Consider the following 24194-nt stretch of genomic DNA (forward strand, 5'->3'; position numbering starts at 1 on the left):
GCGCGAAGCGAGCGCCAAAGGAACCTGCCGATGGAAAACAAATCACACGCGTTCTGGACCGGGCTTTTCACGATCGTGCTCGTGCTGGCCATCGCGTTCGCCGTGTTCTTCTTCAACGTCGATCGCACCGTGCGCGTGCCGTACGATCTGATCGCGCGCACCAACGTGACCGGCCTCTTCACGGACGCGGCCGTGCGCTATCGCGGCCTGGGCGTCGGCAAGGTGCAGTCGATCAGCTTCGACAAGTCGCATCCGGGGCAGATCCGCATCCGCATTGTCGTCGACAAGAACGCGCCGATGACGCATTCCACGTACGCGACGCTCGGCTTTCAGGGCGTGACGGGCATCGCGTTCGTGCAGCTCGACGACACCGGCACCGATACGGCCGCGCTGGCTTCGTCGCCGCAGCACGTCGCCGAAGTGCCGATGCGTCCCGGTCTCTTCGAGCAGTTGCAGCAGCGCGGCGACATCATCCTGAAGAAGTTCGAGCGCCTTTCCGACGACGCCGACAAGTTCCTCTCCGACGACGTGCGCAATCAGCTCACGGCGACGACGAAGAGCCTGCAAACCGCCGCCGACGGCATCGCGACGCTCGCGAGCCAGGTGCAGCCCGCGACGGCGCAGTTGCCGCAGACGCTCAGGCAGATCAACACGACGCTCGCCTCGACGCATCAGCTCGTGCAGAACCTGAATCGTCCGGACGGCCCGCTCGTGTCCAACTTGAACAAGGCGGGCAAGGCCGCCGAAGACGCGGGCGCGGCGCTCGCGGACATGAACGAATCGCTGCGTTTCATCACGGCGCGCGTCGGTTTCGAGGCGTTGCCGCGCTTCTATTCGTTCAGCGACGACGTGAGCGCGGCGGCGCGTTCCGTCGATCGCGCCGCCGACGCGTTCAGCACCAATCCGCGCAGCGTGCTCTTCGGCGCGCCGCAGAAGGAGCCGGGACCGGGCGAGCCGGGCTTCGCGTGGCCGGCGAAAGCGGCGCATTGATCGGGGAAAAGATATGACGGACATCGACATGAAAGGAGCGGTCGCGGCGTTCGCGCTCGGCTGCGCCGCGTTGCTCGCAGGTTGCGGATCGACGTCGACCGCGATGCCGAACGCGCATTACGACCTCGGCGCGATACCGGCTGCCAACGCAAGCGCCAACGCCGCGCCGATGCCGCCGGTCAAAGTGCTCGCGGTGGGCGCGCCGCGCAGTCTCGAAACCGATTCGTTCGCGTATCGGCTGAGCTATGTCGATGCACAGCGCACCGGCAACTATTCGAACAGCCACTGGACGATGCCGCCCGCGCAGTTGCTGACGCAACGCCTGCGCGATGCGCTCGCGGCGCGCGGCCCGGTTCTGTCGGGCGCCGATCCGGTGCGCGCCGTGCCGCTGCTCGAAGTCGAGCTGACGAGCTTCGAACAGGTCTTCGATGCGCCCGAGCAAAGCCGCGGCCTCGTGTCGGTGCGCGCGACGCTCACGCAGCAAGGCCGCGTCGTCGGCCAGCGCAGCTTCGCCGCGAGCGCGCCCGCGCCGAGCGCCGATGCCCCCGGCGGCGCGCGGGCGCTCGCGGCTGCATCGGACGATGTGATCGCGCAACTTTCCGCGTGGCTCGCCGCGCAGCCGCTCTCCGCGTCACGATGATCTTCCGCCCAGCATCGAAGCGTCCGGGCGGCTCATGACGATCAAGCAATGGCAGCGTCGCCCGTCGGCGTTCTCCCGGCAGGCGCTCGCCGCGTATGCGGCGCTCGTCGTCTACGGTTCGCTTTATCCGTTTTCCGGCTGGCGCTCGCTCGGATTGAGCCCGCTCGCGTATCTCACCGATCCGCTGCCGCAATATCTGACCGTTTTCGATGTCGTGACCAACGTGCTCGGCTACATGCCGCTCGGCGCGCTGATCGTGCTCGCGCTCTATCCGCGTCTGCGCGGCACATTCGCGGTCGGCGCGGCGCTCATCGGCGGCGCGCTGCTCTCCGGCGCGATGGAAGCGATCCAGACGTATCTGCCGACGCGCGTCGCCTCGAACCTCGATCTCGCCGCGAACGCGTTCGGCGCGCTCGTCGGCGGCATGCTGATCGCGCCCGCGACGAGCGCGCTGCTCGATCGCGGCCTGTTGCGGCGCATCCGCTTTACGTGGTTCGAACGCGACGCGGCGTATGTGCTCGGGCTGACGGCGCTCTGGCCGTTCGCGGCGATGTTCCCCGCGCCGTATCTCTTCGGCGGCGGCGATCTTCCGCGCGTGCTGTGGGACGAGCTCGACCCGGCGATGCAGGACGCGATTCTCGCGTGGACGCCCGCCGCGTGGGACATCGAAAGCTGGCCGGACCGGCTCGGCGCGCTTCTGCCGGACGACGCCTGGGAAGCGCTGATCACATCGACGAGCCTGTTCGCCGCGCTCGTGCTCGCGACGCTGCTCACGCGGCAGCGCGCGCCACGCATCCGCCTGATGCTCGGCCTGATCGCGATGACGATCTTCGCGAAAGCGGGCGCAAGCTTTCTGCAATCGCGCGCGGGCCTGACCTTCGACTGGGCGACGGACGGCGCGCTGGAAGGCATCGCCATCGCGACGATCGCGGGCGTGCTGTCGGTCGCGTTGCCGCGCGGCTTGCGCGCGGCGCTCGCGGGCGGGGCGCTCGTGATCTCGCTCGCGCTCATCAATCTGCTGCCGGTGAATCCGTATTTCGACATCGTGCTCGCCGACTGGCGGCAGGGCCGCTATCTGCATTTCAACGGGCTTGCGCACTGGCTCGCGTGGGTGTGGCCGTACGCGGCGCTCGGCTGGCTCGCTTCGGCGGCGGAGCGCGCGTGGCTCGCGCGGCGGCGCGCGCGCAAGGCGGGGCGCTCGGCCTGATACGGCGGGCACGAACATCGCTGGCTATAATCGACCGACACTCTCATCGCACCCGCTCATGGATTCCTTCTACAAGTACCACGTGTTCTTCTGCCTGAACCAGCGCGAAGCCGATGCGGCGCGTCCGAGCTGCGCGAACTGCAACGCGCAGGCCATGCAGGAATACGCTAAAAAGCGCGTGAAAAAACTGGGTCTCGCGGGCGAAGGCAACGTGCGGATCAACAAGGCCGGCTGCCTCGACCGCTGCGAACTCGGGCCGGTCGTGGTCGTGTATCCGGAAGGCACCTGGTACACGTATGTCGATGAAACCGACATCGACGAGATCGTCGATTCGCATCTCGCCAACGGCAAAATCGTCGAACGTCTTCTGATCGATCAACCCGCATGAACGCGCAAACCGAAAAGTTTCTCATCGACGGTCCGGTCGGCAAGATCGAATGCGCGCTCGACAAGACCGACAGCGCGCCGCGCGGCATCGCGCTCGTCGCGCATCCGCATCCGCTTTTCGGCGGCACGATGGACAACAAGGTCGCGCAGACGCTCGCGCGCACGTTCGTCCAGCTCGGCTACACGACGTATCGCTCGAACTTTCGCGGCGTCGGGCAGACGGGCGGCGAGCATGACAACGGCATCGGCGAACAGGACGATCTGCTCGCGCTGATCGATCACATGCGCGCGCAGCCGGGTCAGGCGGACGTGCCGATCGTGCTCGCGGGCTTTTCGTTCGGCACCTTCGTGCTGTCGCACGTCGCGAAGCGCATGCGTGATGCCGGCAAGGACATCGAGCGCATGGTGTTCGTCGGCACGGCGGCGAGCCGCTGGGAAGTCGCGCCCGTGCCCGACACGACGCTCGTGATCCACGGCGAAGTCGACGACACCGTGCCGATTCAATCCGTCTACGACTGGGCGCGGCCGCAGGAACTGCCCGTCGTCGTGATTCCGGGCGGCGAGCATTTCTTCCATCGCAAGCTGCATATCCTGAAGCGCGTGATCGTCGACGCGTGGCGTTGAGCGCATCGCTCGTCATCGATCGGCAAAAGCGGCTAAGCGCAGCCTGAAAAACGTTAAAACGAGCGGCAACCGCGCAGATTCCAAGGAAAACGGAAGCGGCCCGCGCGTATAATGGCGCAGAATTTTTTCACGGATTCCGGCCGCGCGACGTTGCATTCGACGTATCGCGGCCGTCGAAACCCCGGCTTCTGAGAACCGTTTTTGCGTCCGTCTGTCGAACGAGCGCTTTTCGCCGCGGCGCCGCGCGTGCCGCTGTCCTGGCGAAATGCCCGACCGACAGCGACGGTCAGCCTGTTCAACCCGTGCTTCGCCGATCATCCGATCCTCGATCGTCATCGTCGCAGCGTGCTTTTTCCGCCGATCGATCCTATGCGCTTTGTCCCTTCCGGCCTGTCTTTTCCTTCCGTTTCCGTTTCCGCAAAAGCCGTTTTCGTTCTGCCCGCCGTGCTGGCGGCGGCGAGCGCTTTCGCCCAGGTTCCGCCGCCCGACGTGACGGCACGTTCGTGGGTGCTCGTCGACGCCACCAGCAATCAGGTGCTCGCCTCGGGCAATCCCGATGAGCGCGTCGAGCCGGCATCGCTCACCAAGCTGATGACCGCGTATCTCGTCTTCGATGCGTTGAAGTCGAAGAAGATCAACATGGATCAGACCGTCATGCCGAGCGAGGCCGTGCGCCGCGTGCGCACCGACGAGTCGCGCATGTTCATCGAGGCGAACAAGCCCGTCACCGTGCACGATCTCGTGTACGGCATGATCGTGCAGTCGGGCAACGACGCGGCCATCGCGCTCGCGGAACTCGTCGGCGGCAGCGAAGGCAACTTCGTCACGCTGATGAACGCGGCGGCGAAGCGCATCGGCATGACGCACACGAATTTCGCCGATGTGAACGGCATGCCCGATCCGCAGCACTACACGACCGCGGGCGATCTCGCCGTGCTGTCGACGCGCCTGATCCGCGACTTCCCCGAGTACTACAGCATCTTCTCGGTGAAGGACTTCACGTACAACAAGATCAAGCAGCCGAACCGCAATCGCCTGCTGTGGCTCGATCCGACCGTCGACGGCCTCAAGACCGGCCACACGAAGGCCGCCGGCTACTGCCTGATCGCGACCGCGAAGCGTTCGCTCGTCGGCGTGCCCGACGCGAGCCGCCGCCTCGTCGCCGTGATGATGGGCGAGCCGAAAGAGCACAACCGCGTGCAGGACAGCCTGAAGATGCTGAACTACGGCTACACCGCGTACGACGCGCTGCGTCTGTACAAGGCGAATCAGGTGATCGATTCGCCGCGCGTGTACAAGGGCGCGGCCGACAACGTGCAGGCGGGCGTCACGACGGATCAGTACATCACCGTGCCGAAGGGCCTGGGCGAGAAGGTCAAGCCGACGGTCACGCACGACAATCTGATCGTCGCGCCGATCAAGAAGGGCCAGCAGATCGGCAGCGTCAAGATGATGGCCGATGGCAAGGAAGTCGCGCAGTTCCCGCTCGTCGCGTTGCAGGATGTGCCGGAAGCGGGCATCTTCGGCCGCCTGTGGGATTCGGCGCTGCTCTGGTGGCAAAAGCGTAAGTAAGGAGCCTGTGATGAGCCAAGCCGAAGCATTCGATCCGACGGTCTATCTGAACGGCGAGTGGGGACCGCTTTCCGAAGCGCGCATTCCCGTGCTCGATCGCGGTTTCATCTTCGGCGACGGCGTGTACGAAGTCGTGCCGCTCTACGCGCAAGCCGACGGCGCGCGTCTGCCGTTCCGCCTGAAGCAGCATCTCGCGCGGCTCGATCGCAGTCTCGGCAAGATTCGCATCGGCAATCCGTTCGATGACGCCGGCTGGCGCGCGCTGATCGATCGCGTCATCGCGGAGAACGCCGGCGCGGGCGATGCGCTCGTCTACATCCAGGTGACGCGCGGCGTCGCCAAACGGCGCGGGCACGCGTTCCCGGCGGGAATCGTGCCGACCGTGTTCGTCATGCTCGGCCAGCTCGTGTTCCCGAGCGCGGCGGATCGCGCGCGCGGCGCGGTCGCCGTCACCGCCGAAGACAAACGCTGGCTGCATTGCGACATCAAATCGGTGTCGTTGCTCGGCAACGTGCTGATGGCGCAGCACGCCGCCGAAAACGACGCGCTCGAAACCATTCAGTTGCGCGACGGCTTGCTTACCGAGGGTTCGTCCTCAAATGTGTGGATCGTGAAGGGCGGCACGCTGCTGGGCGCGCCGCGCGGACCGCGCATTCTCGAAGGCATCCGCTACGGGCTCATCGAGGAACTGGCGCGCGAGGCGGGTATCGCGTTCGAGGAGCGCGACATCACCGAAGCAGAATTGCGTTCGGCGGACGAAGTCATGATCAGCTCGGCGACGAAAGAAGTCATGCCGGTCACGACGCTCGACGGCAAGAGCGTCGGCGACGGCCGCCCCGGTCCGGTCTATGCTGCACTGTACGACGCCTACCAGCGGGCCAAAGCGCGCGAGTTCGCCGAAGAGGCCAAGCGCGGCAAGTGAAGGAGAAAGTCATGACTGACAAGCCACAAGCCACCGATCCGACCGACAGCGCCAAGCACAGCGCCGACGAGCTGTTCGATTTTCCCTGCGATTTCCCGATCAAGGTGATGGGCAAGACGCATCCGGAATTCCACGACACGATCGTCGATGTGCTCAAGGCTTTCGACAAGGATTTCGACACGTCGCGTGTGGAGTCGCGCCCGTCTTCGGGCGGCAACTACACCGGTCTCACCTGCACCGTGCGCGCGCAGAATCGCGCGCATCTCGACGATATCTATCGCGCGCTCACCGGCCATCCGATGGTCAAGGTAGTGCTTTGATCTTGCCCGCGGGCGCATCGCACACCGCCGGCGTGCGCTCGTAGAGCAGCCTGAACTGCTCCGCTTCCTCGAAAACCCACTCCCTGAACGCGTGGACGCGCTTCGTCTGAAGCAGCGCGGTCGGGCACACGAAGTAATACTTCCACGGACTCGGCCCTTCGACATTGAAAAGCCGCACGAGCCGTCCCGCGATGATTTCCTGCATCGCGAGCGAGCGGCGCACGAGCGCGATGCCCTGACCGTCGATCGCCGCCTGCAGCAAATTCGACGAATCCTCATACAAGACGCCGCGCTTCGGTTCGGGCAGATCGGTGAGTCCCGCGGCGTCGAACCACGGACGCCAGAGCTCGTCGTCCGAGCGCAGAAGCGGCAGCTTTTCCAGATCGCGCGGCACGCGGGGCAGCGCGCCGCCGCGAAAGTTCGGTGAGCACGCCGGGAAAAAAACCTCGTCGAGCAATTCCTCGGTGTGCAGACCCGCGTACTTGCCGTAGCCGAAACGCAGCGCCACGTCCGCGTCGTCGCGGTTGAAATCGATGAGCGAGGCCGTCGTCAGCAGTTCGAGATCGATATCCGGATGCTGCTCGATGAATCTGCCGACGCGCGGCGTCAGCCAGCGGGCGGAAAACGACGGAATCGTCGATACGATCAGCCGCCGGTCGCGATCGCCGGAGCGGATGCGGCGCGTCGATTCCGCCAGCGCGACGAGCGCCGAGCGCACTTCCGCCGCGTACTGCCGGCCGCGATCGGTGAGACGCACGCGTTTGCCGTCGCGCGCGAACAGCGACACGCCGAGCTCCGACTCCAGCGCGCGAATCTGATGACTGACCGCGCCGTGCGTGACGAAAAGCTCGTCGGCGGCGCGGGAAAAGCTCTCGTGACGGGCGGCGGCTTCGAAGGCGCGCAGCGCGTTCAGGGCGGGAAGCTGGCGGAGGTCCATATGGATTGTCGGCGGTGTCGTTGTCAATACGGCTCACATAGCAGTGAAAATTGATCGTTTTGCCTGATGCCTTGTCACGCCTAGGATTGTAGTCATCGAAACGTTCCCTTGGCGGAGTGGATCATGCGAGAAATATCAACAAGCGTCACCTTCGAAATCAAGCCCGGCGAAACCGTGCCGATGAGAATTGCGCGCGGCACGCGTCTCATGGTCCACGGCAGTCCCGTCTGGGCGACGCGAAGCAACGACATCGAGGATTACTGGCTCGTGCCCGGCGACAATCTCAAGCTGCGCGAGCGCGAGCGGCTCTGGCTTTCCGTCGAGGGCGACCGTCCGGCCTATGTCGTCTTCACGATCCTGCCGCGCTGCGACGAACGCGCGATGCACTGGGTTTCGACGCGCATCGAGCGTCTCGCGCAGCGGTTGCGCTCCGGATGGAGAACCGTCTGACCCTCAAGTATTCGCATTTGCCATCGAAGGCATGCGAATTCACCATCGGCGGGCATGGGGCTATTTCGGTAAACTACCGGCACCATGTCCGCTACACCGCTCGCCATCCCACAAGCAATCCACGACGCGCCCGCCACCGTGCTCAGTTCCGGTGACTTTCCGGTCGCGTTGCGCTGGCGCGGTCTCGAACCGTACAGCCAGAGCTTCGACGCGATGCGCGCCTTCACCGACGCCCGCACGCCCGAAACACAGGACGAAATCTGGCTCGTCGAGCATCCGCCCGTCTTCACGCTCGGTCTCGCGGGCGATCCGGCGCATCTGCTGCTCGCCGAAAGCGGCATTCCGCTCGTCAAGGTGGATCGGGGCGGACAGATCACATATCACGGGCCGGGGCAGATCGTCGCTTATCTGCTTATCGACCTGCGCCGCCGCAAGCTCATGGTGCGCGAGCTAGTGCGGCGCATCGAAGAGGCCGTGATCGAAACCCTCGCGACGTATAATCTCGCGACCGACCGCAAGGCCGGCGCGCCCGGCATTTACGTGGCGCGGCATCCTCAAGGCGCGAACGATCGTACGCAGGCGCATGAAGGCGCGAAGATCGCCGCGCTCGGACTCAAGATTCGCAACGGCTGCAGTTATCACGGCGTGAGCCTCAATGTGCGAATGGACCTGCAGCCGTTCCTCGCAATCAACCCGTGCGGCTACGCGGGGCTCGAAACGGTCGACATGGCGACGCTCGGCGTCGCGGCCGACTGGCGCGACGTAGCTCTCGTGCTGGCCGAACGGCTGGCACTTCAAATCGGCGGCCTCCCCGCAATTGCCGCTGCAACAACCGGATCGACCGAATGACTGACGCAACCGCAAACCTGGCTGGCGACACCGCCGCTTCTGCTTCGTCGCCCACCGCTTACGACGCCACTGCAAAGCAGAAGGCACAGGCGAAGACATCGCGCATTCCGATCAAGGTCATTCCGATCGAGAAGCTGAAGAAGCCGGAGTGGATTCGCGTACGCACCGCGACGGGCAACTCGCGCTTCAACGAGATCAAGAAGATCCTGCGCGAGCACAGTCTTCATACGGTTTGCGAGGAAGCGAGCTGCCCGAACATCGGCGAATGCTTCGGCAAGGGCACCGCGACGTTCATGATCATGGGCGACAAGTGCACGCGCCGCTGCCCGTTCTGCGATGTCGGACACGGCCGCCCCGATCCGCTGGACGCCGACGAGCCGCTGAATCTCGCGCGCACCATCGGCGCGCTGAAGCTGAAATACGTGGTGATCACGTCCGTCGATCGCGACGATCTGCGCGATGGCGGCGCCGCGCACTTCGTCGAGTGCATCAGGCAGGTTCGCGAGCATTCGCCGGAAACGCGCATCGAAATTCTGACGCCGGACTTCCGCGGGCGTCTGGATCGCGCGATCGGCATTCTGACCGCCGCGCCGCCCGATGTGATGAACCACAACCTCGAAACGGTGCCGCGTCTCTACAAGGAAGCGCGCCCGGGTTCGGATTATCACCATTCGCTGAAGTTGCTGAAGGACTTCAAGGCGCTGCATCCGGAAGTCGCGACGAAATCGGGCCTGATGGTGGGTCTCGGTGAAACGGAAGAGGAAATTCTGCAGGTGATGCGCGACCTGCGCGCCCACGACGTCGACATGCTGACGATCGGGCAGTATCTGCAGCCTTCGGAGCATCATCTGCCGGTGCGGGCGTACGTGCATCCGGATACCTTCAAGATGTACGAGGAAGAGGCGTACAAGATGGGCTTCACGCACGCGGCGGTCGGCGCGATGGTGCGTTCGAGCTATCACGCGGATGTGCAGGCGCATGGGGCGGGCGTGGTTTGACGCCGGTTTCGCCCTTCCGCTGAGAGAAAGCCCACCGGAGACGGTGGGTTTTTTGTTTCTCGTAATCGAGGCGCTAACCGTCCAGAACCCCGGACGCCCGCATTCCGGATTTCCGGAATCCCGGATTCGAAGCCGCCAGCCGCTCAGAAAACTCCCATAGAATCATCGGCTTAAGCGAAACTTAAACCTGGCATTGCCCTTGCGATATAAACGGCACGGCCCATGAGCCGCTCATAAAAGTCAAGGAGACAAGCCGATGACCCCTCTCGCATCCAAACGTCCCTGATCCGTCGACGAAGCGGCTATCGCCCATCGACGCGTTCAGACGTGCCCACACACGCCCGCCCCGCGTCAACGCTCGCCGCTGGCCGTACTTCCGCCAACTGCTTGTTATCGCCTGGAAACATCGTGAAAAAACCCATCCATAAAGTCCTGTACGTGCAGGTGATCGTCGCGATCATCATCGGCATCGCGCTCGGGCACTTCTATCCCTCGCTCGCCACCGACATGAAGCCGCTCGGCGACGGGTTCATCAAACTCATCAAGATGGTCATCGGCCCGATCATCTTCTGTACCGTCGTGACCGGCATCGCCGGCATGGAAGACATGAAGAAGGTCGGCCGCGTCGGCGGCAAGGCGCTGCTGTACTTCGAAGTCGTGTCGACGTTCGCGCTGATCCTCGGTCTCGCCGCGACGCACCTCCTGCGGCCGGGCGTCGGCTTCAACGTCGATCCTTCGACGCTCGACCACAAGGCCGTCGATTCCTTCGCGACGAAGGCGCACGGTCAGAGCACGGTCGATTTCTTCCTGCACATCATCCCGGACACGCTGGTGTCGGCGTTCGCGCAGGGCGAAATCCTCCAGATCCTGCTGATCGCGCTCCTGTTCGGCGCGGTGCTCGCGCATATCGGCGAGCGCGGCAAGGTCGTGACGACGTTCATCGAAGGTCTGTCGAGCATCCTGTTCGGCATGGTCGGCATCATCACGAAGCTCGCGCCGATCGGTGCGTTCGGCGCGATGGCGTTCACCATCGGCAAGTACGGCATCGGTTCGCTGCTGCCGATGCTCAAGCTCATCGGCACGTTCTATCTGACGTCGATCGTCTTCGTCGTCGTGGTGCTCGGTGCGATCGCGCGCATGGTGGGCTTCAACATCCTGAAGTTCATCGCGTACATCAAGGAAGAAATGCTGATCGTGCTCGGCACGTCGTCGTCGGAAGCCGCGCTGCCGCAACTGATGCTCAAGCTCGAAAAGCTCGGCTGCTCGCGTTCGGTCGTGGGTCTCGTCGTGCCGACAGGCTACTCGTTCAACCTCGACGGCACCAACATCTACATGACGATGGCCGTGCTGTTCATCGCGCAGGCGACCAACACCGATCTCTCGTGGGGCCAGCAACTGACGCTGCTCGCCGTGACGATGCTCACGTCGAAGGGCGCTTCCGGCGTGACCGGCGCAGGCTTCATCACACTGGCCGCGACGCTCGCCGTCGTGCCGACGATTCCGCTCGCGGGCATGGTGCTGATTCTCGGCATCGACCGCTTCATGTCGGAATGCCGCGCGCTGACGAACATCGTCGGTAACGGCGTGGCGACGGTCGTCGTGTCGGCATGGGAGAAGGAGCTGGATCGCAGCAAGCTGAAGGCGGCGTTGTCGCGCGATGTCGACGTGACCGACGCCGAAGAAGCGAAGTCGGTCTGAATCCGCACTGAAGCCGGAAGCGATCATGCAAGCGGCGAAGCCTCAGTCCGCGAGTGCTTCGCCGCAGTCGTTTCCGGCGCCTGATTCGCTACAAGCCTATGACACAATGGCAGATCCTCTTTCGCGGGAATCTGCTCACGTGTCGCGCCGCATCGTCGTGTTCTTCGCGCTTTTCGCCGCGCTCGTGGCGTGCTGCGCGCTCACGTGGCATCTCGCGTGGCAAAGCGGCATCGACGAGTTGAGGCTCAACGCCGCCGCGCGCGTCGATCGCACGACGAACACGCTCAAGAGCACGCTCGACCGCTACGAATATCTGCCTTATCTGCTGTCGCGGCATCCGGTCGTGCAGGACGCGCTCGATCATCCGGATCGTGCGAACGTCGAGCGCGCGAACCGTTATCTCGAAGACCTCAACGCGCGCTCGCACGCCACCGTCACGTATCTGATTCGCGCAAACGGCATCGCGGTTGCCGCGAGCAACTGGAACGCGACGGACAGTTTCGTCGGCGTGGACTACAACTTCCGGCCGTATTTCATCGACGCGATGAAGGGCAGCACCGGCCGTTTCTTCGGCATCGGGACGATCTCGACCGAGCCCGGCTACTACATCTCGCAACCGGTCTATCGCGAGGGCACGAAAGAGATCATCGGCGTCGCGGTCGTGAAGCTGAATCTCGAATGGCTGCAAGGCGCGGATGCATCCGAGCCGCTCATCGTCACCGACGATCACGGCGTCATCTTTCTCTCGTCCGTGCCCGCGTGGAAATATCACACGGTGCGGCCGCTGCCGCAGAACGTCGAGGCGTCCGTCTATGCGACGCGCCAATACGCGCAACAGGCGATCACGCCGCTGCCGATGACTATCGTAAAGACGCTCGAGGGCGGCGCGCAGATCGTGCGCGTCGGCGGCGGCGGGCGAGACGGACACCATGCGCCGGCGTTTCTCGCGACGCATCGCTCCATCGGCGAACCCGACTGGCAACTGATCACGATGGCCGCGCTCGATCCCGTCGAGAGCGGCGCGCAGATCGCGGTCATCGTCACCGCGCTCGTATTCGTCTCGCTGTGCCTGCTCGCGTTCTACTGGCGCATGCGGCGCGCGCGCGTGCGCGAGATGATCCGCAGCCGGGAGATGTTGCAGACCGCGTATGCCGAATTGAATCAACGCGTCGCGGAGCGCACGGCGGATTTATCGGAAGCGAACGCGCAACTCACGAAGGAAGTGAACGAGCGCACGCGCGCCGAACAGGATCTGCGCGCCGCGCACGACGAGCTCATTCAGGCGAGCAAGCTCGCCGCGCTCGGCCAGATGGCGGCGGGCATCACGCATGAACTGAATCAGCCGCTCGCCGCGTTGCGCAGTTTTTCCGACAACACTCGCGTGCTGATCGATCGCGGCGATCAGGCGGCGGCGCGCGAGAATCTCGAAGCGATCGCGTCGCTGACCGAGCGCATGGGCAACATCACGAATCAGCTGAAGTTGTTCGTCACGAAGGCGCGGCCGAAGAATGCGCGCGCCGACGTCGCGCGGGCGCTGCGCCAAGTGTTCTCGATGCTGCGTCCGCGCATGAAGAACGTTGTCATCGATATCGCGCCGGAACTCGCCGAAGGCAGCGCGCCGATCTTCGTGCGTTGCGAGGACTTGCGGCTGGAGCAGGTGCTCATCAACCTGATCGGCAACGCGCTCGATGCGGTCGCGTCGTGCGACAGGCCGCGCATCGTCATCGAACTGAATGGCCACGCGGATACGATCGAGCTCATCGTGCGCGACAATGGTCCCGGCATTCCCGTCGATGCGCTGCCGAAACTCTTCGAGCCGTTCTTCACGACGAAGGAAATGGGGCAGGGACTGGGCCTCGGGCTTGCGATTTCATCGGCGATCGCGCGCGATTACGGCGGCACGCTCGTCGCGCGTAATCGCGAGGCGCCGATCGTCGCGGACGGTCCCGAAGGCGGCACGCAGGCGGACGCCGATCATTCGCACGGCGCGGAGTTCGTGCTGACTTTGCGGCGCGCTTGAAAACACAGTTGGAGCAACACATGACCACCGGTTTGCAGGTGATCTTCATCGAGGACGACGAACTCGTGCGCCGCGCGAGCGTGCAGAGCCTGCAACTCGCGGGCTTCGACGTGATCGGGCACGGCAGCGTCGAATCCGCCGCGCGCGCGATCGACGCGAGTTTCCCCGGCGTGATCGTGAGCGATATCCGCTTGCCCGGCGCGAGCGGCCTCGATCTGCTCGCGCAATGCCGCGAGCGTGCGCCCGAAGTGCCGGTAATTCTCGTCACCGGCCACGGCGACATCTCCATGGCCGTGCAGGCGATGCGCGACGGCGCCTACGACTTCATCGAAAAGCCGTTCGCGTCCGAGCGCCTGATCGAAGCGGTGCGCCGCGCGCTGGAGCGCCGCACGCTCGTGCTCGAGAATCAGGCGCTGCGGCGCGAGCTGGCGGGCGCGGGGCAGAGCCGCATCATCGGGCGCAGTCTCGCGATCGAGCAGGTGCGCCGGCTGATCGCGAACATCGCGCCGACGGATGCGTCCGTGCTCATCAACGGCGATACGGGCGCGGGCAAGGAACTCATCGCGCGCAGCCTGCACGACATGTCGCCGCGTCGCGACAAGCCGTTCATCGCGGTGAATTGCGGCGCGCTGCCGGAGCAGATGTTCGAATCGGAGATGTTCGGCTACGAGGCCGGCGCGTTTACGGGCGCGCAGAAGCGGCGTATCGGCAAGCTGGAGCATGCGTCGGGCGGCACGCTCTTTCTCGATGAAATCGAGAGCATGCCGCTGTCATTGCAAGTGAAACTGCTGCGCGTATTGCAGGACGGCGTGCTGGAGCGGCTCGGCTCGAATCAGCCGGTGCGCGCGAATCTGCGCGTCGTCGCGGCGGCGAAGGGCGACATGAACGAACTCGTCGCCGATGGCACGTTCCGACGCGACTTGCTGTATCGGCTGAACGTGGTGACGATCACGCTGCCGCCGCTCAACGAGCGCCGCGAAGATATCGTGCCGCTCTTCGAGCATTTTCTGCTCGATGCGGCCGTGCGCTACGAGCGGCCCGCGCCGCTCATCACGGATCGTCAGCGCGCCGAACTGATGCAGCGCGACTGGCCGGGCAACGTGCGCGAGTTGCGCAACGCGGCGGATCGCATGGTGCTCGGCATTCTCGACGACAGCGGTGCGGCGGCGGCGCTCGACACATCGACGCAATCGCTCAAGGAACGCACCGAGCAGTTCGAGCGCGCGGTGATCGGACAGGCGCTGGAGCAGTGCGGCGGCGCGGTCGCGGTGGCGGCGGATCGGCTGCAGCTCGGCAAGGCGACGCTGTACGAGAAGATCAAGCGATACGGAATCGTCGTGAAAGGCGATTCGTCCGAGCGATAAAAAAGCCCGCTGGTTGTCGCCAGCGGGCTGCGTGTTTCGCGTAAAGGCGTTCAGGCCGAACCGAGCGCCTTGTCGAGCAGTTGATCCAGTTCCGCGAACGTCGGCTCGCCGACATAGCGCTTCAAAATCTTCCCGTTCTTGTCGATGACAAAGGTCGTCGGCGTCAGTTGCACGTTGCCGAACTGCTTGGCGGCGCTGCCGTCGTCCATCGCGACCTTGAACGGCAACTTGCGCGTCTGCGCGTAGTTGTTGACGTACATCGGCGCGTCGTAGTTCATCGCGACCGCGACGAACTCCAGGCCGCGGCCCTTGAATTTGTTGTACGTGTCGATCATCTGCGGCATTTCCTTCATGCATGTCTCGCAGCTCGTCGCCCAAAAATTGACGAGATAGACCTTGCCCTTCAGATCGCCCGACGTCGAAATCTTCTGTCCCGAAAGCAGCGTGAAGGTCGCGTCCGGCACTTTCTGCTGGCCGCCGAAGGCGAAATACCCGGTGCAGGCGATCACGCCCGCGACGAGCGCCATCACGATGTAACGCAGCGGACTCTTCGCGCGCGTGGATGTTTCTTGCGTGGCTTGGGACATGGGAACCTCGGATGGCGCTCCGGCGAACGGAACGGAGACTGCTGCGTATTTTAGCGCCAATTTCGGGATGCGTTCGTGACGCGCCGATACGCCCGGCATCGCAGCGCGATAATGATGGTTTTCACGCAGCGATTCCTCATGAAACGAGTTTTCCCCGTGTTTCCTGTCCGTTTGCGGCGCGCTGCCGCGCGCTTTCTTCCGAATATTGCTTCCGCCAACAAGCTGATGTGCGCAACTGTCGCATGCGGCGCATTGCTCGCGTGCACGCCCTCATATGACTGGCGCACCGTGACGAACAACGACGACGGCTACGAAGTGACGCTGCCCGCGAAGCCGCGTTCCGAGGAGCGCAAGATCGACATTGCAGGCCGGTCGATGACGATGCGCATGCAGACCGCAGAAGCCGGCGACGCCGTGTTCGCCGTCGGCACGGTCGTGCTGCCGAGCGCCGATCCGCAATTGCAGCGCGCGACACTCGATTTCCTCCAGCAAGGTCTCGCGCGCAACGTGAATGCGAAGCCCGAGGCGCGTGCGACGCAGATCGACCTCGCGGCGGGCGGACGCGTGTTGGGCAGCGAGATCGAGGTGAAGGGCGAAGGGGGGGAGAAGCGCGAGTCGCGGACGATTCACGCGCGCTTCGTGGCACGCGGCGCGCACGTCTATCAACTGGTGATCGTGTCAGACAAGACGACGCCGACCGAGCAGGCCGAGCAGTTCTTTTCGTCCTTCAAACTGTTTTAGAGGAAGGCCTCGAATTCTGCAGGCACTAACTTAAGAAGTGTCTTAGTGTGTCGGAAATAGCCGAAGTTCCTTCAGAAGTTTACGCGCTAATTCTCGGATTCATATGGACTTTTTGCGCTATCCACAATGTCTGTGGATAACTTTGTGGAAAACAGTGTGTGGTAGCGCTCAAAAGCCCGACTCACGCGGTTTACGTTAGTTTGCCTTCGTTCGGGGCAAGTTAAATAATTCAATAAAATCAATGGTCTGTGAAATGTGGCCAAAACCGGGGTTTGATCAGACGAAGGACCGCCCCGGATCGCTTCAGTGTGCATAAGTCAAGTCTTGACAAGTAATTTTCCGCTTAGCATCGCGCGGACCACCCCGCGTCCGCGCTGGCTTCAGGCGATCGACAGCGCCCGGCGGTACTGAACGGCTTCCGCGACATGGGACGCGTCGGGTATATCGGCGCCGGCGAGATCCGCGATCGTCCGCACGACCTTCAGCACGCGGTAGTACGCGCGCGCGGACCAGCCGAAGCGCTCGCCCGCAGCGCGCAGCAAGGCTTCGCCGGCGGAATCGGGGCGGCAGACGGCGTCGGCTTCGCGGCCGTCGAGATCGCGGTTGATCTTGCCCTGACGCTGCGTCTGTATGTCGCGGGCCGCCGCGACCCGCGCCGCGACGACGGCGCTCGACTCGCCGCGCTCGGTGCCGCGCGCCGACAGTTCCGCGGGCGAGAGCGCCGGCAACTCGATCTGAATGTCGATGCGATCCATCAGCGGACCCGACAGCTTGCGCAGATACCGCGCGGCGACATCGGGCGAGCAGCGGCAGCGCGCGCTCGGGTCGCCGCGCCAGCCGCACGGACATGGATTCATCGCGGCGACGAGCTGGCAGGCCGCCGGAAATTCCGCCTGCTGTGCGGCGCGCGAAATCGTGATCTGGCCGACTTCGAGCGGCTCACGCAGGGTTTCCAGCACTTTTCGGTCGAATTCGGGCAGCTCGTCGAGAAACAGGACGCCGAGATGCGCGAGCGTGATCTCGCCCGGCTGCGGCGGATTGCGCCCGCCGACGAGCGCCGCCGCGCTCGCCGAATGATGCGGCGCGCGGAACGGCCGTCGCCGCCACTGCTCGGGCGTAAAGCCGAGCGAACTCGCCGAAAGGATCGCGGCGGAGGTGAGCGCTTCGTCGTCGTTCATCGGCGGGAGCAGGCCGGCCAGGCGCGCGGCGAGCATCGACTTGCCCGCGCCGGGCGGACCGACCATCAGCAGATGATGACCGCCCGCAGCCGCCACTTCGAGCGCGCGGCGGGCGGCGGGATGGCCGATGACATCGGCGAGATCCGCGGACGGCGCCGCTGTCGAGGGAAGCGGAGCGGCTTGCACGGGTCGCAGACGGGCGTCGGGGACATCGTTCAGATGCGCGCAGAGCGTGGGCAAGTCCGCCGCGCCGAAGACCTCGATGCCCGGCACGAGCGCCGCTTCCGCCGCGCTTGCGAGCGGCACGTAGATTTCGGGGATTGGCGGGGCTGCATCGCGCATCGATGCATAGTGGCGCGCCGCGCCGCAGACCATTGCGAACGCGCCGCGCATCGGACGCAGCGCGCCGGTCAGCGAAAGCTCGCCCGCGAACTCGCGATGTTCGAGCGCTGCGGCCGGAATCTGTCCGCTCGCGGCCAGAATGCCGAGCGCGATCGGCAGATCGAAGCGGCCGCTTTCCTTCGGAAGATCGGCGGGTGCGAGATTGACGGTGATTCTGCGGACGGGGAAATCGAACCCGCAGTTCTGCAGCGCGGCGCGCACGCGCTCGCGGCTTTCGCGGACTTCGAGATCGGGCAGACCGACGATGGAAAACGACGGCAACCCGTTGGCGAGATGGACTTCGACGACGACTTCGGGCGCGCGCCCAGGAGCGGGCGCGCGGCTGCGTACCACGGCAAGCGACATGATTTCACCTGAAACGGCGCATGGACCGCGCCGGCAATAAAACTAGAAACTCACGGCTCGCTAGCCGAGGTACGCGATAGGCAGTGCTGGCGCCTCAGTCTTGCGCGGCCGTGTTTCCGCCCGCGAGACGCTGCTCCAGCTGCGCGACGCGCTTTTCGAGTTCTTCGAGACGAGCGCGCGTGCGGACGAGCACTTGCGTCTGCGTGTCGAATTCCTCGCGCGTCACGAGATCGAGCTTCGAAAAGCCTTGCGAGAGCATCGCCTTCATATTCCGTTCGACGTCTTTCGCGGGCGAATTCTTGAAGAGATCGCTCATCTTCTGCTGCAAATCGTTGAAAACGTCGTTGGGCTGCTTCATCGTTTCTCCCTTCTTGCACAAAAAAAGTGCATTCATTGTTAGGTCAGTGCCCCGAATTATCGAATGTTCGATATTGGTGCGCGCCGCCGAATGCGCGAACGCGCGTCGAAGCACCTTTGAGGCGCCGCGATTTTAGCGCCGCCGCGCGCTCGCGTTGTCCGCCCATGCCCCTTTTTGCGGGACCTCTGGACCACTCTAGCAATGAACCTACCCCGACGCCAGCACGCGCGGCCCGCGTTAGCCGTTCGGCCGACCCTTCGTGCGATTGTTTCGCGAAATCGCGCAAAGCCGCATGGATGCTCGCATGGCATACGAGTTGCATAAGTGGCGCGACCTTTTCTGCACGCTTCAATGGACGGCATCGAAGGATCAGCACACCACAGCGAGGGATACATGAAGCTCATTACCGCAATCATCAAGCCGTTCAAGCTGGACGAAGCGCGTGAAGCGCTCTCGGCCATCGGCGTCTCGGGCATCACGGTGACCGAGGTGAAAGGCTTTGGCCGACAGAAGGGGCACACCGAGCTGTATCGGGGCGCGGAGTACGTCGTCGACTTTCTGCCGAAAGTGAAGATCGAGGCGGCCGTCTCGGACGACATCGTCGATCAGGCGATCGAAGCCGTCGAACGCGCCGCACGCACGGGAAAAATCGGTGACGGAAAGATCTTCGTCACCTCAATCGAACAGGTGATCCGCATCCGCACCGGCGAGACCGGCGCCGACGCGCTCTAACAAGAAATTGGCGATAAGAGGAACCAGAAGAATGCGTAACTTTTTGATGTCACTGTTGGTGGCGGGCGCGCTGATCGGCGCGAATGTCGGCACCGCTCTCGCCCAGGATGCGTCCGCTCCGGCCGCAGCCTCGGCACCCGCTGCAAGCGCGCCCGAAAGCGCCAACACGGCGATGGCGTCGTCGGCTCAGGCGGCATCGGCGGCAGAAGCCGCGTCCGGCGCATCCGCCGCGTCCGATGCCGCGCCGGCCGCACCGACCGAGCCGGTCATGGTCGATTCGTCGAAGATCAGCTCCGGCGACACCGCGTGGATGCTGACTTCGGTGGCGCTCGTGCTGTTCATGACGATTCCCGGCCTCGCGCTCTTCTACGCGGGCATGGTCCGCAAGAAGAACGTGCTCGCGACGGTCATGCAGAGCTTCGCGATCTGCTGTCTCGTGACGATCCTCTGGACGGTCGTCGGCTACAGCATCGCGTTCACGCCGGGCGGCTCGTTCCTCGGCGGCTTCTCGCGCGTGTTCCTGCACGGCATGGCCTACATCAAGGGCGACAAGGCGACGACGCTGACCGTCAGCCATCTGGCCGTGACGATCCCCGAGTCGGTCTATTTCGCATTCCAGCTGACGTTCGCGATCATCACCCCGGCGCTCATTACCGGCGCGTTCGCGGATCGCATGAAGTTCTCGGCGATGCTCGTGTTCATGGCGCTGTGGTCGCTGATCGTCTACTCGCCGATCGCGCACATGGTCTGGGAACCTACCGGCTGGCTCGCATCGGCTGGCGTGCTCGACTTCGCGGGCGGCACGGTGGTTCACATCAACGCCGGTATCGCGGGTCTGATGTGCTGTCTCGTGCTCGGCAAGCGCGTCGGCTATGGCCGCGAAGTGATGGCGCCGCACAACCTCGTGCTCTCGCTGATCGGCGCATCGATGCTGTGGGTGGGCTGGTTCGGCTTCAATGCGGGTTCGGCAGTGGCGGCTGACGGCCGTGCCGGTTTCGCGATGCTCACGACGCAGATCGCCACCGCGTTCGCCGCATTCGGCTGGATGTTCGCGGAGTGGATCACGAAGGGCAAGCCGTCGGTGCTCGGCATCATCTCGGGCGCGGTTGCGGGTCTGGTGGCGGTGACGCCGGCGTCGGGCTTCGTCGGCGTGACGGGCGCGATCGTGATCGGCATTGTCGCGGGCGTGGTCTGCTTCTGGTCGGCGACGTGGCTCAAGCACAAGTTCAACTACGACGACTCGCTCGACGCGTTCGGCGTGCACGGCGTGGGCGGGATCATCGGCGCGCTGCTGACGGGCGTGTTCGCGGTGAAGGACATCGGCGGCTTCGACGGCAGCGTGCTCGTGCAGGCGAAGGGCGTGCTCGTCACGCTCGTCTACAGCGGCGTCGTCAGCTTCGTTTTGCTGAAGATCATCGACATGACCATGGGCCTGCGCGTCACGGAAGAACAGGAACGCGAAGGTCTCGACGTCACGCTGCACGGCGAGCATGTCGAGTAAGTCTTACGCCGCAACCGGCGCGCCGCGAGAGGGCGCGTCGGCTGCGAGCAAGAAACGAGCGCAGCGACTTCGCCCGCCTTATGGCGGGCATTTTTTTTGGTGCGCCATCTCCGTCCGGGTTTCGTCGAAGGCGGCGGCCAAACCTATTGAAGCGACAGGCGGAAAAGTGCGTGGAAGCGGCGCGGCGCGGGCCGCAAAACCTTGTCAATTGGCGGTTGATACCCATTTAGGCAAAGCAATTGCTCTACAATCTTTTGTCTTCTTCCGCGAGTAATACATGGTTCCGCACCTTGTTACGGCGTTAAGTGGCCCGCTGCTCGATCTCGAGCGGAAAATCCTCGAGGCCATGCCCGCCATCGAGCGCTGGTTCCGGCTCGAATGGCAGGAGCACACGCCGCCGTTCTACTGTTCCGTCGATCTGCGCAACGCGGGGTTCAAGCTCGCGCCCGTCGACACCAATCTCTTTCCCGGCGGTTTCAACAATCTGCCGCAGGAAGTGTTGCCGCTCGCGGTGCAGGCAGCGATGGCGTCCATCGAAAAAATCTGCCCGGACGCGAAGAATCTGCTCGTCATTCCCGAGCGCCATACGCGCAACGCGTTCTATCTCGAGAACGTCGCGCGCCTCGCGCTCATCATGCGGCAAGCGGGGCTCAACATCCGCTTCGGCACGCTGGACGAGAATATCCACGGTCCTGTGACCATCGCGCTCGCCGATGGCCAGAAAATCGTGCTGGAGCCGCTCGAACGCACGCCGCGGCGCCTCGGCCTGAAGAACTTCGATCCCTGCTCGATCCTGCTCAACAACGATCTTTCGGCCGGCATTCCGCCCGTGCTGGAAAATCTGCACGAGCAGTATCTGCTGCCGCCGCTGCACGCCGGCTGGGCGGTGCGCCGCAAGTCGACCCATTTCTCCTGCTATGACGACGTCGCTAAGAAGTTCTCGAAGCTCGTCGAGATCGATCCGTGGATGGTGAATCCGTACTTCGCGCATGTGGAAGGCGTCGATTACGAAGCGCGCACGGGCGAACAAGCGCTCGCGGAAGCCATCGACGGCGTGCTCAAGAAGATCGCGAAGAAGTATCGCGAGTACGGCATCAGCGAGCGTCCGTATGTCGTCATCAAGGCGGATGCCGGCACGTACGGAAAGGGCGTGATGACCGTCCACGACGCGAGCGAAGTCGCCGCGCTGACCAAGCGCGAACGCACGAAGATGAACGACGCCAAGGAAGGCCTGCAAGTTCACGACGTGATCGTGCAGGAAGGCGTGCATACGTTCGAGCGCGTGGAAAATGCGGTCGCCGAGCCGGTCGTGTACATGATCGACCGGTATGTCGTCGGCGGGTTTTACCGCGTGCACGATTCGCGCGAGCGCGATCAGAACCTCAACGCGCCGGGCATGCATTTCGTGCCGCTCGGCTTCGAGCACACGGCGTTGCCCGACACGCACGCGAAGCCCGGCGCCGCGCCGCCGAACCGCTTCTACATGTACGGCGTGGTGGCGCGGCTGGCGCTGCTGGCGGCATCGGTCGAGCTCGAAAAGACCGATCCTGAAGCCATTCAGGTGTGAGTTCGCGGCTTGCGGTAAGCTCGCAGGCCGCGCACCGAACTAGCAAATCGTCATGAACATCCTCTTTATCGCCGACCCGCTCGATCGCTTCAAGATCTACAAGGACACGACCTACGCGATGATGGCCGAAGCCGCGCGGCGCGGCCACGTGCTCTATGCGTGCGAGCCGCAGCATCTCGCGTGGACCGGAACGAAGGTCGAGGCGAGCGCGCGGCGCATCGCGATCGTCGGCGACGAGGCCAACAGTGACCGCTGGCCGTGGTATGCGGCCGAGCAGGCCGAGCATCTGCCGCTCACGCATTTCGACGCCGTGCTGATGCGCAAGGATCCGCCGTTCGATCTGGAATACGTGAACGCGACGTGGCTGCTGGAGATCGCCGAGCGCAACGGCGCGCGCATCTTCAACAAGCCGCAGGCGATCCGCGATCATTCCGAGAAGCTCGCCATCGCGGAATGGCCGCAGTTCGTCACGCCGACGCTCGTCACGCGCGATGCCGCGCGCCTGCGCGCTTTCCACGCCGAGCACGGCGACGTGATCCTGAAGCCGCTCGACGGCATGGGCGGCATGGGCGTGTTCCGCGTGAAGGCGGACGGGATGAATCTCGGCTCGATCGTCGAGATGTTGTCCGAGGACGGCGCGCGCACGGTGATGGCGCAGAAGTTCATCCCCGAAATCAAGGATGGCGACAAGCGCATTCTCGTCATCGGCGGTCAGCCGGTGCCGTATTCGCTGGCGCGCGTTCCGCAGGGCAGCGAAGTGCGCGGCAATCTTGCGGCGGGCGGGCTCGGGCGCGCGCAGCCGCTGTCGGCGCGCGATCGCGAAATCGCCGAGACGCTCGGGCCGGTGCTGCAGGCGCGCGGCCTGCTGCTCGCCGGGCTGGATGCGATCGGCGACTATCTCACCGAAGTCAACGTCACGAGTCCGACGTGCTTTCGCGAAATCATGGATCAGACCGGCTTCGACGTTGCGGGCATGTTTATCGACGCGCTCGAGCGCGCGGCGCACTGAGTCTGCCGGCCAACGAAACGCGCGCGGACAGCGCGCCAAACTCACCTCGGCGGGACTGTTAGAATTGACTTTCCCGCGCCCGCGTTTCTGGGGCGCGATCGCGTCTAAAAGTGCGCTTAAAGTTCGCTTAAGCATCGACGCGCAGGCTTGGGGTAATGAAGCTGGAAGGCGGTTGATTTCGTTGTAACGGCATCCACTTTAGAGTTGTGTTCCGCGCCGCTCGCGCGCTTTCGAGCGAACTCCGACGTATTTGTCCGATTTTTCGTCGTTGATTTGTCGCTGAGGCAATTTCCTGACATGGCTGGCATTCTGATCATCGCGCACGCACCTTTCGCCACCGCGCTACGCGAGTGCATCGCACATATTTACGGTGGCTTGCCGGCGCGCATCGGCGTCATCGACGTGATGCCCGACTGCGATCCGGTCGAAGTTCGCGCGTTCGCGCGCTCCGAAATCGATCGCCTGAAAGAAGAAAACGGCGCGATCGTGCTCACCGACGTGTTCGGCGCGACGCCCGCGAACATCGCGGCGAGCCTGCACGACACCGATGTGCGCGTGCTCGCCGGCTGCAATCTGCCGATGCTCGTGCGCGCCGTCTGCTACCGCGCGACGCCGCTCGACACGCTCGCCGAAAAGATTCTTCAGGGCGGCTCGAAGGGCATCCAGGAACTGGATTCGTCCACGCCGCTCAACCCCTGCGCCCTCGCGACGAAGGCCGCCGGCTCGCCCGATCCGGCATGCTCGGCGAGCGCCGATCTCATCAGCGCGAAGGCCGCCAGCCACTGACGCCGCTCAT

Annotated in this window: 25 protein-coding genes; 20 read left to right on the forward strand and 5 right to left on the reverse strand. The window is 64.3% G+C overall.

The genetic code is table 11. The annotated features are described in order from the left end of the window. Positions 1-30: 30 nt before the first annotated feature. Genes LDZ23_RS00765 through LDZ23_RS00785 form a run of 5 tightly spaced genes read left to right on the forward strand, consistent with a single transcriptional unit; the run spans position 31 to position 3848 of the window. The gene (locus LDZ23_RS00765) at positions 31-990 is read left to right on the forward strand and encodes an MlaD family protein (RefSeq protein WP_008351821.1); all 960 of its coding nucleotides are present in this window, start codon (positions 31-33) and stop codon (positions 988-990) included. Positions 991-1003: 13 nt separating this feature from the next. Continuing rightward, positions 1004-1630: an ABC-type transport auxiliary lipoprotein family protein gene (locus tag LDZ23_RS00770; RefSeq protein ID WP_008351820.1), complete on the forward strand. Its 627-nt coding sequence runs from the start codon at positions 1004-1006 to the stop codon at positions 1628-1630. A gap of 34 nt (positions 1631-1664) precedes the next feature. Beyond that, positions 1665-2837 (forward strand): VanZ family protein, encoded by a 1173-nt coding sequence (locus tag LDZ23_RS00775; protein ID WP_008351818.1) that lies wholly within the window; start codon positions 1665-1667, stop codon positions 2835-2837. Positions 2838-2895: 58 nt separating this feature from the next. Beyond that, complete coding sequence (locus LDZ23_RS00780; RefSeq protein WP_008351817.1) at positions 2896-3225, forward strand: (2Fe-2S) ferredoxin domain-containing protein; 330 nt, start codon at positions 2896-2898, stop codon at positions 3223-3225. Beyond that, positions 3222-3848 carry an alpha/beta hydrolase gene (locus LDZ23_RS00785; protein ID WP_008351815.1) on the forward strand — a complete coding sequence of 209 codons (627 nt, stop codon included), beginning with the start codon at positions 3222-3224 and terminating at the stop codon, positions 3846-3848. Before LDZ23_RS00780 ends, LDZ23_RS00785 begins: the two co-directional genes overlap by 4 nt. A gap of 12 nt (positions 3849-3860) precedes the next feature. On the opposite strand, the gene LDZ23_RS00790 is transcribed toward LDZ23_RS00785, so the two are convergent. Then, on the reverse strand, positions 3861-4184 hold the full coding sequence (locus LDZ23_RS00790; RefSeq protein ID WP_144403732.1) for a hypothetical protein: 324 nt from the start codon (positions 4182-4184) through the stop codon (positions 3861-3863). A 33-nt stretch (positions 4185-4217) separates the two neighbouring features. Here LDZ23_RS00790 and LDZ23_RS00795 point away from each other — a divergent pair, with 33 nt between their 5' ends. The 3 genes from LDZ23_RS00795 to LDZ23_RS00805 are packed head-to-tail and all read left to right on the forward strand — an operon-like array spanning position 4218 to position 6662. Further along, on the forward strand, positions 4218-5420 hold the full coding sequence (locus LDZ23_RS00795; RefSeq protein WP_033536586.1) for a D-alanyl-D-alanine carboxypeptidase family protein: 1203 nt from the start codon (positions 4218-4220) through the stop codon (positions 5418-5420). A 10-nt stretch (positions 5421-5430) separates the two neighbouring features. Beyond that, on the forward strand, positions 5431-6342 hold the full coding sequence (locus tag LDZ23_RS00800) for a D-amino acid aminotransferase (protein ID WP_008351813.1): 912 nt from the start codon (positions 5431-5433) through the stop codon (positions 6340-6342). A gap of 11 nt (positions 6343-6353) precedes the next feature. After that, positions 6354-6662 carry a DUF493 family protein gene (locus tag LDZ23_RS00805; RefSeq protein ID WP_008351811.1) on the forward strand — a complete coding sequence of 103 codons (309 nt, stop codon included), beginning with the start codon at positions 6354-6356 and terminating at the stop codon, positions 6660-6662. On the opposite strand, the gene LDZ23_RS00810 is transcribed toward LDZ23_RS00805, so the two are convergent. Next, positions 6646-7599, reverse strand: coding sequence for a transcriptional regulator GcvA (locus LDZ23_RS00810; RefSeq protein ID WP_008351810.1), 954 nt, complete (start codon positions 7597-7599; stop codon positions 6646-6648). The genes LDZ23_RS00805 and LDZ23_RS00810 overlap by 17 nt on opposite strands. A gap of 123 nt (positions 7600-7722) precedes the next feature. On the opposite strand from LDZ23_RS00810, the gene LDZ23_RS00815 reads away from it, so the two are divergent. The 6 genes from LDZ23_RS00815 (at position 7723) to LDZ23_RS00840 (ending at position 14978) form a co-directional block, all read left to right on the forward strand. After that, complete coding sequence (locus tag LDZ23_RS00815) at positions 7723-8049, forward strand: DUF2917 domain-containing protein (protein WP_033536549.1); 327 nt, start codon at positions 7723-7725, stop codon at positions 8047-8049. A gap of 84 nt (positions 8050-8133) precedes the next feature. Beyond that, positions 8134-8898 carry a lipoyl(octanoyl) transferase LipB gene (lipB, locus tag LDZ23_RS00820; RefSeq protein WP_075583485.1) on the forward strand — a complete coding sequence of 255 codons (765 nt, stop codon included), beginning with the start codon at positions 8134-8136 and terminating at the stop codon, positions 8896-8898. Next, complete coding sequence (gene lipA, locus LDZ23_RS00825) at positions 8895-9896, forward strand: lipoyl synthase (protein WP_008351805.1); 1002 nt, start codon at positions 8895-8897, stop codon at positions 9894-9896. Before lipB ends, lipA begins: the two co-directional genes overlap by 4 nt. 408 nt (positions 9897-10304) lie before the next feature. Beyond that, positions 10305-11594, forward strand: coding sequence for a dicarboxylate/amino acid:cation symporter (locus LDZ23_RS00830; protein WP_008351804.1), 1290 nt, complete (start codon positions 10305-10307; stop codon positions 11592-11594). Between the two features lie 25 nt (positions 11595-11619). Beyond that, positions 11620-13614, forward strand: a complete 1995-nt coding sequence (locus tag LDZ23_RS00835; protein ID WP_033536548.1) for a sensor histidine kinase — start codon at positions 11620-11622, stop codon at positions 13612-13614. A gap of 20 nt (positions 13615-13634) precedes the next feature. After that, the gene (locus tag LDZ23_RS00840; protein WP_008351801.1) at positions 13635-14978 is read left to right on the forward strand and encodes a sigma-54-dependent transcriptional regulator; all 1344 of its coding nucleotides are present in this window, start codon (positions 13635-13637) and stop codon (positions 14976-14978) included. A gap of 50 nt (positions 14979-15028) precedes the next feature. On the opposite strand, the gene LDZ23_RS00845 is transcribed toward LDZ23_RS00840, so the two are convergent. Further along, positions 15029-15565, reverse strand: coding sequence for a peroxiredoxin family protein (locus LDZ23_RS00845; RefSeq protein ID WP_008351800.1), 537 nt, complete (start codon positions 15563-15565; stop codon positions 15029-15031). Positions 15566-15703: 138 nt separating this feature from the next. Between LDZ23_RS00845 and LDZ23_RS00850 the strand changes: the two genes are divergently transcribed. Continuing rightward, a complete protein-coding gene (locus LDZ23_RS00850; protein WP_033536585.1) occupies positions 15704-16306 on the forward strand; it encodes a hypothetical protein in 603 nt (200 codons plus the stop codon). Between the two features lie 380 nt (positions 16307-16686). On the opposite strand, the gene LDZ23_RS00855 is transcribed toward LDZ23_RS00850, so the two are convergent. Next, positions 16687-18231 (reverse strand): YifB family Mg chelatase-like AAA ATPase, encoded by a 1545-nt coding sequence (locus LDZ23_RS00855; protein ID WP_008351797.1) that lies wholly within the window; start codon positions 18229-18231, stop codon positions 16687-16689. A 94-nt stretch (positions 18232-18325) separates the two neighbouring features. Beyond that, entirely contained in the window at positions 18326-18589 is a 264-nt protein-coding gene (locus LDZ23_RS00860) for an accessory factor UbiK family protein (protein WP_008351796.1), read from the reverse strand. Between the two features lie 393 nt (positions 18590-18982). Here LDZ23_RS00860 and LDZ23_RS00865 point away from each other — a divergent pair, with 393 nt between their 5' ends. The 5 genes from LDZ23_RS00865 (at position 18983) to LDZ23_RS00885 (ending at position 24184) form a co-directional block, all read left to right on the forward strand. Further along, a complete protein-coding gene (locus LDZ23_RS00865) occupies positions 18983-19321 on the forward strand; it encodes a P-II family nitrogen regulator (protein ID WP_008351794.1) in 339 nt (112 codons plus the stop codon). Between the two features lie 31 nt (positions 19322-19352). Beyond that, complete coding sequence (locus LDZ23_RS00870; protein ID WP_008351793.1) at positions 19353-20822, forward strand: ammonium transporter; 1470 nt, start codon at positions 19353-19355, stop codon at positions 20820-20822. Between the two features lie 277 nt (positions 20823-21099). Continuing rightward, positions 21100-22389, forward strand: a complete 1290-nt coding sequence (gene gshA, locus LDZ23_RS00875; RefSeq protein ID WP_033536547.1) for a glutamate--cysteine ligase — start codon at positions 21100-21102, stop codon at positions 22387-22389. A 52-nt stretch (positions 22390-22441) separates the two neighbouring features. Further along, on the forward strand, positions 22442-23398 hold the full coding sequence (gene gshB, locus LDZ23_RS00880; protein ID WP_008351790.1) for a glutathione synthase: 957 nt from the start codon (positions 22442-22444) through the stop codon (positions 23396-23398). Between the two features lie 297 nt (positions 23399-23695). Next, on the forward strand, positions 23696-24184 hold the full coding sequence (locus LDZ23_RS00885) for a PTS sugar transporter subunit IIA (RefSeq protein ID WP_008351788.1): 489 nt from the start codon (positions 23696-23698) through the stop codon (positions 24182-24184). Positions 24185-24194 lie beyond the last annotated feature (10 nt).

The organism is Caballeronia zhejiangensis, assembly GCF_022879815.1.
Classification (GTDB): Bacteria; Pseudomonadota; Gammaproteobacteria; order Burkholderiales; family Burkholderiaceae; genus Caballeronia; species Caballeronia zhejiangensis.